Annotated in this window: 10 protein-coding genes and 2 pseudogenes; 7 read left to right on the top strand and 5 right to left on the bottom strand. The window is 72.1% G+C overall.

From position 1 onward, the window contains the following. The first annotated feature begins 116 nt into the window (after positions 1-116). Together AB0L00_RS21320 and AB0L00_RS21315 are read left to right on the top strand one after the other, a co-directional pair. The gene (locus tag AB0L00_RS21320; RefSeq protein WP_364436694.1) at positions 117-1,166 is read left to right on the top strand and encodes a hypothetical protein; all 1,050 of its coding nucleotides are present in this window, start codon (positions 117-119) and stop codon (positions 1,164-1,166) included. 521 nt (positions 1,167-1,687) lie between these two features. Further along, positions 1,688-1,987, top strand: a complete 300-nt coding sequence (locus AB0L00_RS21315; RefSeq protein WP_364436692.1) for a hypothetical protein — start codon at positions 1,688-1,690, stop codon at positions 1,985-1,987. Positions 1,988-2,195: 208 nt separating this feature from the next. Here the strand turns inward: AB0L00_RS21315 and AB0L00_RS21310 are convergent, their stop codons facing one another. Both AB0L00_RS21310 and AB0L00_RS21305 read right to left on the bottom strand, forming a co-directional pair. Next, positions 2,196-3,503 carry a carotenoid oxygenase family protein gene (locus AB0L00_RS21310; RefSeq protein WP_364436689.1) on the bottom strand — a complete coding sequence of 436 codons (1,308 nt, stop codon included), beginning with the start codon at positions 3,501-3,503 and terminating at the stop codon, positions 2,196-2,198. Positions 3,504-3,574: 71 nt separating this feature from the next. Beyond that, on the bottom strand, positions 3,575-4,141 hold the full coding sequence (locus AB0L00_RS21305) for a hypothetical protein (protein ID WP_364436686.1): 567 nt from the start codon (positions 4,139-4,141) through the stop codon (positions 3,575-3,577). A 90-nt stretch (positions 4,142-4,231) separates the two neighbouring features. Between AB0L00_RS21305 and AB0L00_RS21300 the strand changes: the two genes are divergently transcribed. After that, positions 4,232-4,783 carry a PadR family transcriptional regulator gene (locus AB0L00_RS21300; protein WP_364436683.1) on the top strand — a complete coding sequence of 184 codons (552 nt, stop codon included), beginning with the start codon at positions 4,232-4,234 and terminating at the stop codon, positions 4,781-4,783. A gap of 30 nt (positions 4,784-4,813) precedes the next feature. Here AB0L00_RS21300 and AB0L00_RS21295 read toward each other — a convergent pair. From AB0L00_RS21295 to AB0L00_RS21285, 3 genes and pseudogenes are all read right to left on the bottom strand, one after another. Then, positions 4,814-5,272, bottom strand: a pseudogene (locus tag AB0L00_RS21295) (RNA methyltransferase); the annotation flags it as partial. Positions 5,273-5,608: 336 nt separating this feature from the next. Next, positions 5,609-5,959 (bottom strand): annotated as a pseudogene (locus tag AB0L00_RS21290) (rRNA methyltransferase); the annotation flags it as partial. 65 nt (positions 5,960-6,024) lie between these two features. Further along, positions 6,025-7,005 carry an endonuclease/exonuclease/phosphatase family protein gene (locus tag AB0L00_RS21285; RefSeq protein ID WP_364436681.1) on the bottom strand — a complete coding sequence of 327 codons (981 nt, stop codon included), beginning with the start codon at positions 7,003-7,005 and terminating at the stop codon, positions 6,025-6,027. Between the two features lie 723 nt (positions 7,006-7,728). Here AB0L00_RS21285 and AB0L00_RS21280 point away from each other — a divergent pair. The 4 genes from AB0L00_RS21280 to AB0L00_RS21265 all read left to right on the top strand — a co-directional run bounded on the left by AB0L00_RS21280 (position 7,729) and on the right by AB0L00_RS21265 (position 15,381). Further along, the gene (locus AB0L00_RS21280; protein ID WP_364436678.1) at positions 7,729-10,290 is read left to right on the top strand and encodes a substrate-binding domain-containing protein; all 2,562 of its coding nucleotides are present in this window, start codon (positions 7,729-7,731) and stop codon (positions 10,288-10,290) included. Between the two features lie 231 nt (positions 10,291-10,521). Then, positions 10,522-11,982, top strand: a complete 1,461-nt coding sequence (locus AB0L00_RS21275) for a sigma-70 family RNA polymerase sigma factor (RefSeq protein ID WP_364436675.1) — start codon at positions 10,522-10,524, stop codon at positions 11,980-11,982. A 72-nt stretch (positions 11,983-12,054) separates the two neighbouring features. Beyond that, entirely contained in the window at positions 12,055-13,749 is a 1,695-nt protein-coding gene (locus AB0L00_RS21270) for an AMP-binding protein (protein WP_364436672.1), read from the top strand. Between the two features lie 186 nt (positions 13,750-13,935). Further along, positions 13,936-15,381 (top strand): sigma-70 family RNA polymerase sigma factor, encoded by a 1,446-nt coding sequence (locus AB0L00_RS21265; protein ID WP_364436669.1) that lies wholly within the window; start codon positions 13,936-13,938, stop codon positions 15,379-15,381. The last annotated feature ends 95 nt before the right edge of the window (positions 15,382-15,476 follow it).

Below are 15,476 nucleotides of genomic sequence, written 5' to 3'. Positions count from 1 at the left end.
TAACCTCGTTAGCACGGTTGATTGATCGGCTTTCACGTGATCGCATGATTCATAACCACCGAGCCGGGGTAAGCCGGGGTGGGCGTCTTTGCGGTGCGATGGGGAGGTTGTGAGCGGTGCTCGCACGATCGGCACGAAACCCGCTGGTCATCGTTCTCGGCGCAGGTATCGTCCTGATCGTCGGCAACGCCCCACCCGCCCTCGCAGCCGACGACACATCGAAATCACCCTCCGTATCGCCCTCCGGCTCAAAGCCGACAACGTCCGGCCACACGGCCAGTTCGAAACCGACGGACGGCACGAGCACGGACTCAGCTTCTCCAACACCGCCCGCGCCAGTGCTGCATGTGAAACTCACGCGTAAGGGCAGCGGCACAATCTATACAGACAGCACGGTCTCTTACACGGCACACGTCTATAGCGAGGAGACCAGCGTCGACGACGTCCGACTGAGCCTGGGAACGACTTCCGGAGTCGTCAGCGCTCGGTGCACGCCCTCCGCAGGTCTGTGCAAGCTCGGGAACGTTAACGCTACGGGCGAGACCATCGACTTCACGGTCGCCGTATCGGCCACCGGGACGGTCAGTCTGTCGGCTGAGGCGATCTCGAGCAGCAGCGGCGCCGACAGCGGCGTTACTCACACCTCTTTCAAGGTGACCAAGAAGCCGACGCCGTCGAAGTCGTCTACGCCGAAGCCGACGGCTACGGCTACGCATTCGAGCGGGTCGAACAGTGGCAGTAGCGGATCGAACAGTGGCAGTAGTGGGTCGAGTTCGACGACGACTCCGTCGGGGAACCTGAACTCCGGGACGACGTCCGGGGCGAACAGCACGCCGCAGACGGCGCCGCAGAACAACGCGGTTCTGCCGAACGTCCCGCAGAACCAGACGCAGGGCCAGACGAATCAGGCGCCGTCGACCGCGCCGCTCCTCGAGAACGCCGGCAACTCGCAGTCGATGCAGAACGCCGCCGACGGGGCGAACGAGCTGACATTCGACAAGCTGGCCAGCACGCAGGCCGCGTGGCTCGCCGCGCTGCTCGTGGCGTTCGGGCTGCTGCTCACCCAGGTGCGGCTCGGCAAGGCGACCAACCGGAGCGTGAAGGCCGTCCCCAAGCCGAAGGGCACGCACCGCAAGCCTCGCGGTGGCACGCGCCGCGCCCACTGAACCGCGGCTCTCGACGCACGACCGGCCCGGCCCCGACAACACCGTCGGGCCGGGCCGTTTCGCGTTGCCCGTACGGCGTGGTCGCGGGCGAAAGGCTCGGAAAAGGCGTCCGGGCCGCCCGGCGTTTCCCTCAATCCAGGTGAATCGCCGGGTTGACGGCGGCCTCTGCCGAGTCTTCCGCCCGCCACCGGGCCGACGCACCGGTCGGGCACCGGTCGGGCACAGGACCGGGGAAAGCCTTTGGCGGGCGTTGCTGCAGTCGTTCAGGCTCGGTCGCGTGAGCCTCAAGCTGTCGCTGGCCGGAACCGATAACGACCTGGTGCGGGCGCTGGGGAACGCTCCGCGCGCGAAGGCCGCGTACTTCTCGCTGGTCGGTCGGGGTGGTGATGCGGTTCCGGCGATCCGCGAAGGCCTGCGGTCGCCGACGCCGGTGTGCGCGAGCAGGGCTGTCATCTCCTCGACCGGTTGCTCGTCGCCGAGGCGCTCGACGGCCTCGTCGCGATGCTCGGCGACGAGAGCGCGTGCGGGTGGCGGTGGTGCACGCGCTGTCCTGCGACCGCTGCAGGCAGGACGCCCGCCGTCCCGCCCAGGGCGTCGTACTGCCGCGCGCGATGCGTCTGCTGGTGGTAGACCCCGGTCCGCACGTCCGGGCGATGGCGGTGGAACTCGGCTTCCGGTACGCGCACGGCAGCCCGGACGCGGCGACCGCCCTGGCCCGCTCACGGGACCACGACCCGTCCCCCGCCGTACGGAAGAAGGCCGGCTGGTACGCACCGGACGGGACGATCCGGCGGAAGACCGCCGGCCGCCGAGCGCACTGAGCCGCTGCGGGGAGTGGTCCGTGACCCGTACGTATGGGGGCGGGTCATAAGGCTCACGGGCAGCCCGGCGATTGCCCTCATTCCCGGTGAATCGCCGAGTCGGCGGCGGCCCTTACCGAGTTTTTCGCCCGGCCGCTGGGCCGGCGCACCGGTCGGACGCGATCGGCCCGCCTGGGATCGGTTCCCGTCCGGGGAGAGGACGGAGCCGTCAGTCCTCGAGCCAGCGGCCGTGGAAGCCCATCGGCACGCGGCGCGGCAGCCGTACGGAGGCGACGAACTCCAGGTCGGCGGCGTCGAGCACGAGCAGCTCCGAGCCGTCGCCGGAACGGTCGGTGACGATGGACAGCAGCCGGCCGTGGTCCTCGGCGCTCGCGTCGGGGGCGGGCACGTAGACCGCCTCGCCGGGCACGCCGCCCACATCGCGGACGCGGGAGATGCCGGTGCGAGCGTCGTACTTGACGACGGCGTCGTCCGTCACCGTGTACAGGAAGCGGCTGGACCGGCCCAGCCGGCTCTCGTCGAAGGTCGGGAACTCCACGTTACGGTCGTCCAGCGGCTCCTCTTTGAGCGCGCCGGAAGCGGGGTCCAGCGTCCATCGGTGCAGGTACGCGCCGCCGCTCGCGGCGGCCGAGGCGGCCGGGTCGGGGCTGCCGCCGATGCCCGACCAGAGGGCGGCGAAGCCGCCGCGGGCGTACCGGACGGCGTCCAGGACGATCCGGCCGCGCGCGTCCTCGTACGCGTTGCCGACGTGGAAGACGTAACAGGGGTCGATGTCGTACCAGCGCGTGGCGCCGCCGTGTCGGGGCATCACGCCGAGCCGCGCGCCGTACGTCTCGTCCCAGCGGTACGGCATGCCGGAGCCGAGGAGCTCCAGGTCGAACACGACGGGCAGGTCGAGCCAGAGCACGTGCCGCTCGGTGACGGCGAAGTCGTGGATCATCGTCGGCCCGGGGACGTCGACGACCCGGCTCTCCACCAGCTCGCCGGTCGCGGAGAGCCGGTGGTAGGTGAGGTACGGCGGCACGAACCCGTATCCGAAGAAGTGCAGCTCCCCGGTGACCGGGTCCTCCTTGGGGTGGGCGGTCATGGCGGTCGTCAGCCGGCCACCGAAGTCGCAGGGCCCGACCGTGTCCAGTTCGGGCGTCATCTCGTACGGCAGACCGACCTCGACCAGCGCCATGATGCGGCCCGCGTGCCGGATGACGCTGGTGTTGGCCGGTGTCGCGGTCAGGTCGACCCCCTCCGGCCCGACGAACCGCGTTCCCTCGAGTTTGCGGGTGCGGACCCAGCGGTTGCGGTACCACTCGGCGCGGCCGTCGCGCAGGCGTACGCCGTGCAGCATGCCGTCACCGCCGAACCAGTGCCCCGGGTCGCGGCCGGGCAGCGGGTTGGGACCGTTGCGGAAGTAGCGGCCGGTCAGGTCGGCGGGCAGCGCGCCGGTCACCGGCAGATCGACGGCGTCGGTCTCGTCGGCGACCGGGGCCTTGAGCCCGCTGAGGTAGTCCGGAAGGTTCATCGTCGTCTCCGTCTCGGCCGGCCGTGCGGCCGGCGCGCTCGCCGGGTGATGGGGGGTACGGGCCGATCCGCTCACTGGGCGACGGGCCGGTGGCGGGCGGCGACGGTCGCGGGGTAGCGGGCGGTGAACAGCGCGGGCAGGACGAAGCCGGCGACCTTGATGAGGATGACGAGGGTCGTGGCGTGCGGGGCGACCTGGACCAGCAGCGCCAGCACGGCGCCCGTCACGGTGAACGCCGCCGCCCACACGGCCGTGATCACCGCGTTGACCCGGTAGAACAGCGGGCTGTCGTGCACTTCCGGCGGCGTCATCGTCCGCGCGATGCCCAGGGTGAAGGGCCGGTGCACGGCCAGGGAGCCCCACGCGACCAGGGCGAGCCACTCGTCGGAGACGGCCGATCCGTACGCGCCGAGCGGGGCCTTGGCGACGGTGAACGCCGCGATGGCCAGCGCGCCGAAGAACGCGACCGAGGTCGCCTCGATGATGAGCGCGTCCCAGGGCTTGCCGGCCCGGCGGTCGGCCGCCAGGAGAACCACGGCCAGGACCGCGCCGACGAGCGCGCCGTACCGCGAGTCGTGCGGCGTGCTGATCACGGCGAAGGCGATCCAAGGAAGGAAGGTGCGGAGGTAGCCGAGCACCGAGGGCTCCTTAGTAACGTTCCTGTTGTGACATGTCGAAAGTAGAACCTCCACTGGCGACATGTCAACAGTGGAAGGTAGGCTCGAGACATGAGTCTCCGTCACGCCGTACTCGGCCTGCTGTCCTCAGGCCCCGCCAGCGGATACGACCTGCTGAAAATCTTCGAGATCTCGCTCGCCAACGTGTGGCCGGCCACCCAGAGCCAGCTCTACGCCGAGCTCAACCGGCTCGCCGACGCCGGTTTCGTCGCCGTCGCCGCCGAGGGCCCGCGCGGTCGCAAGGAGTACGCGATCACCGATGCCGGCCGGGCCGAGCTGCACCACTGGATGACCGAGGTCGAGCCGGCGCAGGTGAACCGGAGCGACATGCTCCTGCGCGTCTTCTTCCTCGGCGTGCTCGATCCCGACGAGGCCCGGACCTACCTCCACAGCCGGGCCGAGGTCGCGGACCAGCGGCACCGGGCCCTCGCCGAGCTGCGGGAGTTCGTGGCGCAGGGCGATGATCCGCTGTCGGTCTACGGCCTGCTCGCCCTCGAATGGGGGTTGCGCTTCACCGCCACCCAGCGAGAGTGGGCCGAATGGGCCGAGCAGGAGATCGACCGGATCGGCGCGCGGAAGGACCGCCGCGAGGTCTCGGGCTGACGGCCCCGCGTCCATCTACCGCACCAGCGGTCATCCGCGCATGAGCTCGTGGCAGGCGATCGCCGTGGCGGCCACGACGTTCAGGGAGTCGACGCCCAAATCCATCGCGCCGGCGCTCATCGGGATGCAGACCGGATGGTCGGCCTCCCGCAGCCAGCGGGAGGACAGCCCGTCGCCCTCCGTGCCGAGCAGCAGGGCGGCCCGCTCCCCCATCGGCGCCTTCTGCAGCGGGACGGCCGACTGGTCCGGGGTGAGGGCGAGCAGCGTGAAGCCGGCGTCGCGCAACTCGGCGAGGCCGTCGTGCCAGTCCGTCATCCGGGCGTACGGGATGGCGAACACCGCGCCCATCGACACCTTCACCGACCGCCGGTACAGCGGGTCGGCGCACCGCGGGGACAAGATGACGGCATCGACGCCGAGCGCCGCCGCGCAGCGGAAGATGGCCCCGACGTTGCCGTGGTCGACCAGGTCCTCCAGCACGAGGATCCGCCGCGGCCGCGACCGCCCGCCCCGACCGGTGTAACCCCCCTCGCCGCCGCCCTCCGGCACGCCGCCGAAGGTACGTCCGCCCGGCCGGGCACGCCCGCCCTCCCGACCGCCACCGTCGGCAAGCCCGGCGGTCCCGAGACCCTCGGCCTCCGGCCCCCCGCCGCGCGCACCTCCGCCCGGCCGGCTACGCCCACCATCCTGACCACCGCCGCCCTGACCACCGCCACCTTGACCGCCGTCGCCCTGACCGCCGTCACCTTGACCGCCGTCGTCTTGGTCGGTGTCGTCTTGGTCGGTGTCGTCTTGGTCGGCGTCGCCGTTGGGTCGGCCGGCGGGCCGGGCGCCGGCCAGTACGGCGGCGACCGAGGGCAGGGGCAGGCGTTCCATCGAGGCCAGGGCGCCGCGGTGCACCGCGAACCCGGTGACCGCCTCGATCACCTCATCGTCGGCGACATAGACGGGGGCGTCGCCGACCACGTCGGAGAGCGGCTCCACCCAGCGCCGGGCCATCAGCAGGGACCGCACCGGGTAGCCGGTGGCGACGGCCCGCCGGATGACCTTCTCCCCCTCGGCCATGAAAAGGCCGTGCTGGGCCTCCAGGCTCTTGCGCAGGTTCACGTCGCGCAGCCGCGTGTAGTCGGCGAGCCGCGGGTCGGCGGGGTCGGTGACGGGGATCAGGCGGGCCATGGCCTCAGTATCGCGGGCGCCCTCCGCCGGAACGGCGCGGGGCGGGCCGCCCGGCCCCCGGCCGGTCAGGGCAGCCGCAGGACGGCGAACAATGCCCGGTGGTCGCTGCGCGATCGACCATAGATCTTGACCCGCAGCACCGCGCAGCGCCGGTCGGCCAGCACGTGGTCGATGGTGATGGGCGGCCACGGCCGGAACGTCGGCACCAGGCCCTGTCCTCTGGCGTCCGCGGCGTCGACGTACCCGCTGTGAATGATCTGCCGCAGCCGCGCGTGGTCGAGCGTGGCGTTGAAGTCGCCCGCGAGGATCCCGACCTGGCCGCCGGGGGTCGCGTCGGGCACCCGCGCGAGGTCGTGCGTCCAGGTCGTGATGTCCGACCCGAGCGGGGCCGGCGGGTGCACGGCCGTCATGCGCACGGGTGCGGTGCCGGGCACGGCGAGGGTCGCGCTGGGCATCGCGGACATCGTCCCCCGGACGGGCGAGGGGGTGAGCGGGTACCGGGCGTACAGCCCGATGCCCGCAGCGCCGGGCTTCGGGTCAAGGATCCGGTACGGGAAGAGGCGCCCGATCCCCGCCGCGTCGAGACGAGCGGCCGCCTCCGGCGTGAACTCCTCAACGCTGAGGATGTCGGCGCGCGTGCGCCGGGCCAGATCGACGAGGCCGGCGTCGCCCGCCTCACCGAACCGCAGGTTCGAGGTGAGGATCCGCAACTCCGGCCCGCTCGCGCGCGGAGTGTCCCCGGCGACCGCGCGTGGCAGCACGATTCCGGCGAACAGCGCGGTGACGGCCACCGCCGCGACGAACGCCACCCGGTCCCGGACGACGGCGGCCACGATGAGCGGGAGCACCATCGCGGCGAAGGCGTACGGCACGGCGGCCATCGCCGGGATGAGCAGCGCTGCGAGGGGACCGATCCGGTCGGCGCCGAAGAGACGTGCGAGGGCCCACAGCGCGAAGCACCCGACGAGGATCCGCGCGACGATCGCCCATCTCCGGCGGCGCATCCGTGGGGGGTCGGTCACCGACGCCGTGAGCGAGTCAGTCATCCGTGCGCCTCCCCCGTACCCGTACCGTTCTCCTCCACTTTGCCCGATCGCGCTGAACGCGGAACGACGACGCGCGGCGACGAACATCGAGGGGGCCGTTCTGCCGAGGATTTCGGTGGTCAGCGCGACGAAAATCCGGGGCGCAGAGTGGCCGCCCGAACGTAGCCGCGCCTGGGCGAGCGCGGTGCGCTGTTCGCCGGCCGGCGGCGAGCTCACCGACCGGATCGACCCCGGCCGCGTCGCCGTGATCGGCCTCGTGGCGCACCGACCGGATCGGCCCCCGCCGCGTCGTCCTGATCGGCCTCGTGGCGCACCGGGCCGTCGGTGTGGCGCGGCGGCGAATCGGCGCGCGATGGGCCGGGCGGTAAGGGGCCTCGACGGAGCGGACGGGGACGGGCCGGTGAGTTGACCAGCGCATTGACAGGATCGGTCAGCGGCGGGCGAGTGCGGCGGCCGACGGAGCGCGCGCCGCCCGCCGGAATCGGCGCAACGGACGGATGGAGGCGTTCGCCGGCGGCCGTGTTCACCTGGGTTAGGCGACGGCGAGCACCTGCCCGTCGGCCGGACCCGGCCACCGGAGGGCGGTACTGGCGGGTATCTAAATGATCTTTACTGGCGATGACCTGCGACATCGCGCGAAATGATCATCTTTGTTACCAATTGCGAAGACCGCTACAGTTCCGCTCTAACACTCATCCCTGCCGGCCGCGAGATGGGACAGCTGTGAGCCGACGTCGTCGCAACGACCCGCCCCCGGGGGACACGCCCGGCGACGGCCAGCCCTATCGACCGTCGGGAGGCGGCCGTCCCTCGGGGAACCAGACTCCCGATGCCGGCCAGGGTCCCTTCGCGCCGCGCTCGTCCGCGCCGGGCGATTCGCAGTACGACACGACCGGCGGGTACGGCACCGGTGGCCCAGGCGGCCCCGGCTCCTATCCCGGTAGCGGCAGCCCGGCCGACCCCGGCTCCTACCCGGGTAGTGGCGGCCCTGGCGGCCCCGGCTCCTACGCAGGTAGCGATGAGCGCGGCCGTTACGGCGTCGTGCCCGGCGCGTACTCCGGTCCCGGCGAGCAGAACCGGAACGCCACCGGCCCCGGAGCCGGTGGGCAGGACCGCTACGGCGCCGCTCCCGGTTCCAACTCCGGATCAGGCGAGCGCGACCGCTATGGCACCGGCTCGTACGACTCCTCCTCCTACGTCCCGGGCGGTGGGTTCTTCGGCAGGCAGGGCGGTGGCCTGGCCGGCTCCGGAGGCGGTTCGGGCTACGGCGACGGCTCGGCGTACGGCGGCGGCTCCGGCTACGGCGCCGGCCCTGGTTACGGCGGCGCCGGGTCCGGCTACGGGGCCGGCCAGGGCGCGGGCGGGCAGGGCCGCGGTCCGGGCGGGAGTGGCCCCGGCGGGGCCGGCTCCGGTGGTACGCGGTCCGGCGGAGCGGGCTACGGAGGCACGGGATCCGGGGGATCCGGCTACGGAGGTTCGGGCCGGGGCGACGCGGGGGGCGGGTCCGATGACGACCGGCCGCAGTCTTCCACTCCCGGCACGGGACGCCGCCGCGCCCAGCGCCGCCGTACGATCGGCGCGCTGATCGGCCCTCTCGCCGGCGCGATCGGCCTGGCGATCCTGCTCGGCGCGGGGGTCTACGCGCTCGCCGACGGCAGCAAGTGCGGCGGCACCCCGATCAGCCTGAGGGTCGTCGCGGCGCCCGACATCGCCCCGGCCGTCAGCGACATCACCAACTCGTTCAACCGGGAACGGCACTCCGTCGACGGCAAGTGCGTGAAGGCGACGGTGAAGGCCGCCGACCCGGCGGGCACGACCACGATCCTGTCCGGCCAGGGTACGGTGCCGGGGGACGTGACGCCGGACGTGTGGATCCCGGACTCATCGCTGTGGGTCACGCTCGTGCGCAGCTCGCCCAAGGGCGCGTCCAGCGTGAACAGCACGCCGACGAGCGTGGCCGAGACACCGCTCGTCGTGGCGACCACCCGGGGCTTCGCCAACAAGCTCAGCGGTCAGGGCGTCCGCCCCACCTGGGACATGCTGCTCAAGGCCACCGACGCCCTCGCCGCCGGCGCGGTCAGCAAGAACGACATGCTTCCGGCGAACTCGGTCCACCTGCAGATCCTCGACCCGACGCGCAACGCCGGCGGGCTCGGCGCGGTCGTCATGACCCGGATGCTGCTGCAGGGCGACCCGAACGCCAACGCGATCTTCACGCAGATGGCGCGGAAGGTGCAGAACAGCCTCTCCCCCAACACGCAGGCGCTGTTCGCCACCTTCCACCGCAACCTGCACGGCCGGGCGCCCGTCGTGATCGCCCCGGAGCAGGCGGTCTGGAAGTACAACCGGGGCAGGCCCGGCACGCCGGCCAGCGCCATCTACCCGAACGAGGGCATGCTCAGCCTCGACCATCCCTACACCCTGACCACGGACGACGACAAGAAGGTCCGCGCGGCGCAGGTGCTGGAGAAGGCGATGAGCACCGAGCAGGCGCACGCCGCCGTGCGCGCCCTCGGGTTCCGTACCCCGGACGGGAGGGCCGGCACCGGGTTCGCGTCCGCGAGCGGGCTGAGCCCCCGGATTCCCCGGGCGCTTCCGACGCCGGGTTCCAGCGACGTCACCGGCGTCGTACAGGCCTGGGCGAAGTTGTCGCTGCGTACGCGGATGCTGACGCTGCTCGACGTGTCCGGGTCCATGGCACAGCCGGTCGGCAAGGGCGTCACCCGGATGGAGGCGACCGCGCAGGTGGCGCAGGGCGGCCTGGCGCTGCTGCCAGACGACAGCGACCTGGGGCTGTGGACGTTCTCCACGAACCTCAAGGGGAACCAGGACTACCGGACCGAGGTGCCGATCGGCCCGTTGTCCACCCGGCTCGGATCGGGGACGCGCCGGCAGGCCATCCTGAGCGCGCTGGGCCGCCTCCGGCCCAAGCCGGACGGCAACACGGGGCTGTACGACTCGGTGCTGGCGGCGTACCGGTCGATGAAGAAGACGTACAAGCCCGGCTACTACAACTCCGTCCTCGTGTTCACCGATGGCAAGAACGACAAGGACAACGGCATCTCGCTGAGCACTCTCCTGCGGACGCTGAAGAAGGAGAACGACCCGAACGCGCCGGTCATGCTCATCTTCATCGGCTTCGGCCCGGACGTCGACATGGCCTCCATGCAGAAGATCGCCGCCGAGACCGACGGCGCGGCGTACCAGGCGATGAAGCCACAGGAGATCCAGCGCATCTTCCTGGAGACGGTGGCGCGCCGGATCTGCGCGCCGGAGTGCCACTGACCTGCGCAAACCCGGCTCGGCGCGTTGGAGCGCCGAGCCGGGCGAAAAAAATCCAGATTCTCCAGAGAATCCGGTGAACCAACGTCACCCACGCGGCGTCTCTTTTACGGAGGCCCGACGGGAGCGGGGCGTCGGGCCTCCTTCAAATCTCCGGGGGCGCGTCCGACACCACACCTCCGGGAGGTCGCTGTGGCCGGTTGGCCCAGTCTCGGTCGCGTCGATGACCGCCGGTTGGCGCAGGAGCTGCGCACCGGCGATGCCAGCGCGCTCGCCCAGATATACACCATCTACGCACCACGCCTGTTCGACTACTGTCACGCGCTGCTGCGCGACGAGGATCTCGCGGCGGAGGCGCTCCGCGACTCGCTGATCGCCGCGCTCGCGCACATCGACAGGCTGCGGGAGCCGGAGCGGTTCCGCAGCTGGCTCTACGCGCTCGTACGGAACGAGTGCCTGCGGCGGCTGCGGGACCCACAGACGCCCGAGGAGCGGCACCCGGCCGCCGAGGAGGCCGACGACGCGTTCCTCGACACCGAGGAACGCAACCGCCGCCTCGAGACCCGGCGGCTCGTGCACAGCGCGCTGGCCGGCCTGCCGGGCCGTCACCGCGAGGCCGTGGACCTCACCGTCCGCCACGAACTGGCCGCCGAGGAGCTGGCCGGCGTCCTGGGGATCTCCTCCCAGGAGGCCCTCGAGCTGACGGCCGAGTCCCGCGACGAGCTCGACAACGCCCTCGCCGCCGCGATCATCGCGCGTACGGGACGGGGCGACTGCCCGAGCGTCGCGGCGCTGGTGGACGAGCACGAGTGGCCGCTGCCGCCCGAGGTGTCCCACAAGCTCATCCGCCACATCGCCTCCTGCCCGACCTGCCGGGACCGCCGTAAGCGCAAGGTCTCGACGAACCGGCTCCTGCAGGTGATGCCGGTGGCCGCGCTCCCCCCGGGGCTGCGCGACGCCGTCCTGACGCTGGCGACCGCCCCCGACCTGCCCGAGGCCCGGTCGCGCATCGCGCGGCGCGCGGAGCCGTTCGACGCCTGGGGCTGGCCGACCAGCCTGGACCACGTCCGGCCGGCCCACGACGAGGACCGGCGGGGCGTTCCCCGCCTGTGGCCGGCCGTGGGCGCGGCCGCGTGCGTCCTCCTCATCGCCGGAGCCATCTTCCTGGTCACGGGCGGCTCGTCCGCCCAGCACCCGTCGGGGGACTCCCGCCGCCCGGTCGCCGCCGACACGGGCGCCTCTCCCTCCGACAGCCCGTCCGCCGACGACTCCGGCGACTCAGGCTCACCCGATCCCACGCCGAGCAGTACGACGCCCACCCCGACGCCGACCCGTACGAGCAGGACGCCCACCCCGACGCCGACCACACGGAGGCCGGCGCCCAGGCCGACGCACACCCGGAGAACGAGGTCGCCGAGGCCCGTACCCGGCACGCTCGTGGTGGCCGCGTCCGGCTCGGGCTCCGCGCGGACCGTGACGCTGACCGCCAAGGGCGGCACCGTCCACTGGACGGCGAGCCCCGGCCAGTACGTCGACATCGGCGGCCCCACCGACGGCACGCTGGCGGCGGGGCGCTCGGCGACGCTCGCCGTCACGGTCCGAACGGCCGAAGCCTGCGCGGCCGACACTCCGGTCGAGCAGTCGGGCGTCACCTTCACCCCGAACGGCGGGGTCACGCTGTCCTGGACCTGCTGACGCGCACGTCGGAGGGAAAATCCGATCTGGGAGTGATCGGGTCCTTACGCAACGGGCGGCTGGAGTGCCAGGATGCGCCACATGACTCCTGACGTGGCCGCATTCCGAGCCGCCCGCGACTTTCTGCTGGCGAACGCCGAAGACTACGAGACCGCCTACCGTGAGTTCCGCTGGCCCGAGGTCGCCGGGTTCAACTGGGCGCTGGACTGGTTCGACGGCGTACTCGCGGCGGAGACCCCCGACCGTCCCGCGCTGTGGATCGTCGAAGAGGACGGCTCGGAGCTGAAGCTGACGTTCGCCGAGCTCGCGAACCGGTCCGGCCGGGTGGCGGGCTGGCTGCGGGCCCATGGCGTACGGCGGGGCGACCGGATCCTGCTCATGCTCGGGAACCAGGTCGAACTGTGGGAGACGATGCTGGCGGCGATGAAGCTCGGCGCCGTGGTCGTCCCCGCGACCACCCTGCTGACCCCCGACGACCTGCGCGACCGGGTCGCCCGGGGCGGCGTCTCGCACGTCGTGACCGGGGCGGCCGACACGGCCAAGTTCGCCGGCCTGACGGGCGAGTTGACGAGGATCTGCGTGGGCACGGCGGACGGCTGGCTGTCGTACGGCGACGCCTACGGACACGAGCCGTACGACGGGACCGGGACGACGACGCACGCCGGCGACACGCTCCTGCTGTACTTCACCTCCGGGACGACCGCCCGCCCGAAGCTCGTCGAGCACACGTACGCGTCGTACCCCGTCGGGCACCTGTCGACGATGTACTGGATCGGCCTGCGCCCCGGTGACGTGCACCTGAACGTCTCCTCGCCCGGCTGGGCCAAGCACGCGTGGAGCAACGTCTTCGCGCCGTGGAACGCCGGCGCGTGCGTGCTGGTCCTGAACTACGCGCGGTTCAGCGCGCCGACGCTGCTGGAGGTCATGCGGCGGTGCGAGGTGACGACGTTCTGCGCGCCGCCGACGGTGTGGCGGATGCTGATCCAGGAGGACCTGCGGTCCTGGCGGCTGAACCTGCGCATCACCGTCGCGGCGGGCGAGCCGCTCAACCCGGAGATCATCGACCAGGTCCGCGAACAGTGGGGTCTCACCGTGCGCGACGGCTACGGCCAGACCGAGACCACGGCGCAGATCGGCAACTCCCCGGGGCAGCCGCTGAAGCCCGGGTCGATGGGCCGCCCGCTGCCGGGGTACCGGATCGCGCTCATCGACCCGGTGAGCGGACGGCCCGCCGACGAGGGCGAGGTGTGCATCGACCTGTCCGAGCGGCCGGTCGCGCTGATGGCCGGGTACCGCGACGCCACCGGGCGGACCGACGAGGCGATGGACGGGGGTTACTACCACACCGGTGACGTGGCCTCCGTGGACGCCGACGGCTACGTCACGTTCGTGGGGCGCACCGACGACGTCTTCAAGGCGTCGGACTACAAGATCTCGCCGTTCGAGCTGGAGAGCGTACTGCTGGAGCACGACGCGGTCGCCGAGGCCGCCGTGGTGCCCGCCGCCGACCCGGTACGGCTCGCCGTGCCGAAGGCGTACGTCTCGCTGGCGGCCGGTCACGAGGCGACGGCCGAGACGGCGCGCTCGATCCTGGCCCACTGCCGGCAGCGGCTCGCCCCGTACAAGCGGGTGCGCCGGCTGGAGTTCGGCGAGCTGCCGAAGACGATCTCCGGGAAGATCCGCCGGGTCGAGCTGCGGGGGCTGGAGGGCGCGGACCGACGCGCCGGCGAGTTTCGGGAGGAGGACTTCCCGGACCTGAGGTCCTGACGAGGGTGATCACTCAGCGTCAACATCTCTCGCACGTCACAGAAATCGATTACTCACCGTTGCCTGTTTTGCCGTTTTTGCCACCGAACCGGCTTATGCACCGGTTGATCGATGGCAGGATGCGTAAACCGAGGATGCCAGTGGGGCGTCTGTGTCTTCTTTGGCAGGCGAACAACGGGAGGATCTGTGGCCGGGTGGCCGACCAACGACTGGGCTGATGACCAGCGGCTGGCACAAGCTCTCCAGGCGGGCGACCCGACCGCGATGGCGGGGATCTACGACGCGTACGCGCCACGGCTGTACGACTACTGCCATGTGCTGCTCCGCGATCAGGATCTGGCCGCGCAGGGTCTACACGACTCCCTGATCATCGTGCAGGAGCGGATCTCGGCGCTGTCGGACCCCGGGCTGTTCCGGGGCTGGCTGTACACCGTGACACGCGCCGAGTGCCTGCGCCGCCGCGCCGAGACCGGGATCCCCGAGGACCGGCGGAAGGCGCGGGAGGCCGAAGGCCCGGTGGAGACCGACGAGTCGACCCGCCGGCTGGTGCACGCCGCGCTGATGGTGCTGAGCAGCGCCCAGCGCGAGCTGCTCGACCTGGCGCTACGGCACGAGCTCGACACACTCGAGCTCGCCGAGGTGCTGGGCGCGAAGCCGCAGGACGTATCGACGCTCGTCGAACAGGCCCGGAACGACCTGGACGACGCCTTCGCCGCCGTGGTCGTCGCGGCGACCGGGCGGGACGACTGCCCGAGCGTGCCCGCCCTGGCGGGCCCGGCGGGCCGACCACTGGACGCCGAGACCTGCGGCCGGCTCGCCCGCCACATCGGGAGCTGCCCGATCTGCGGGCTGCGCGCGAACGGCAAGGTGGCGACCGCCCGGCTGCTGCACACGATGCCGGTCGCGGCCGTGCCGGCCGACCTGCGGGCGCGCGTGCTCGGCACCGTGACGCCCGAGTACGCGGACCTGCGGGCGACGATCGCGACGCGTTTCGACCAGCCCCGGCCGGCGCCGCGCCACGAGCCCGAAGAGGACCGGCCGAACCGGAGGGCCGGGATGTGGGTGGCGCTGGGAGCGGCCGCCTGCGGCGTCCTGGCCCTCACCGGGATCCTCCTCGTGCTGTCCGGCTCGGGCGGCAACGCGAACTCCGGCGGCCAGGCCGCCGCCGCGCCGCCCAACGGTTCGCCGAGCGACGATCCGTCCGCGTCGTCCCCGGCCGGTCCGTCACCGGGCAGGTCCGACAAGTCGCCGACCCCGACGCCGACGCCCACCCCGAAGAAGAGCAGGACACCGAAGCCGCTGCGGACCGCCGGCCACCCCGAACGCACCACTCCGACCCCGACGACCTCCTCCGCGCAGCCTCCCGCCTCCGGGACGCTGGCCGTGGCCGGCTGCGACATGCGGTACACCGGCCACTGCAAGGTGAAGGTGACCGCCGAGGGCGGGCCGGTGCACTGGGCCGTCGCCGGCACCCAAGGGTCGATCAGCGCCAGCGGCGCCGGCGACCTCGGCGCGGGACAGTCGGCCTACGTGCCGGTCTCCCGCAGCTACAAGGGCTTCTGCGTCTTCGAGGACAAGGGCGCGGTGGAGTTCGCCTCGGGCTCGTCGGCCGACGTGCACTGGAACTGCTGACACCCGCCGGTCCCGGCGCCCGAACGGCCCCGCATCGCCCCGGACGGTCCCGCGCCTTCCCGAACCGGGTTTCGGTCACGCTCGACAGGAACTCC

It is taken from the genome of Actinoallomurus sp. NPDC052308 (assembly GCF_040679195.1).
Classification (GTDB): Bacteria; Actinomycetota; Actinomycetes; order Streptosporangiales; family Streptosporangiaceae; genus Actinoallomurus; species Actinoallomurus liliacearum.
Note: the sequence above shows the minus strand (reverse complement) of the source record. Positions and strands in the feature narration are given on the sequence as shown.

Coding starts and splice junctions, on each gene's coding strand:
- AB0L00_RS21310 (WP_364436689.1), bottom strand. CDS start 3,503: ATGAACCTTCCGGACTACCTCAGCGGGCTCAAGGCCCCGGTCGCCGAC.
- AB0L00_RS21300 (WP_364436683.1), top strand. CDS start 4,232: ATGAGTCTCCGTCACGCCGTACTCGGCCTGCTGTCCTCAGGCCCCGCC.
- AB0L00_RS21285 (WP_364436681.1), bottom strand. CDS start 7,005: ATGACTGACTCGCTCACGGCGTCGGTGACCGACCCCCCACGGATGCGC.
- AB0L00_RS21270 (WP_364436672.1), top strand. CDS start 12,055: ATGCGCCACATGACTCCTGACGTGGCCGCATTCCGAGCCGCCCGCGAC.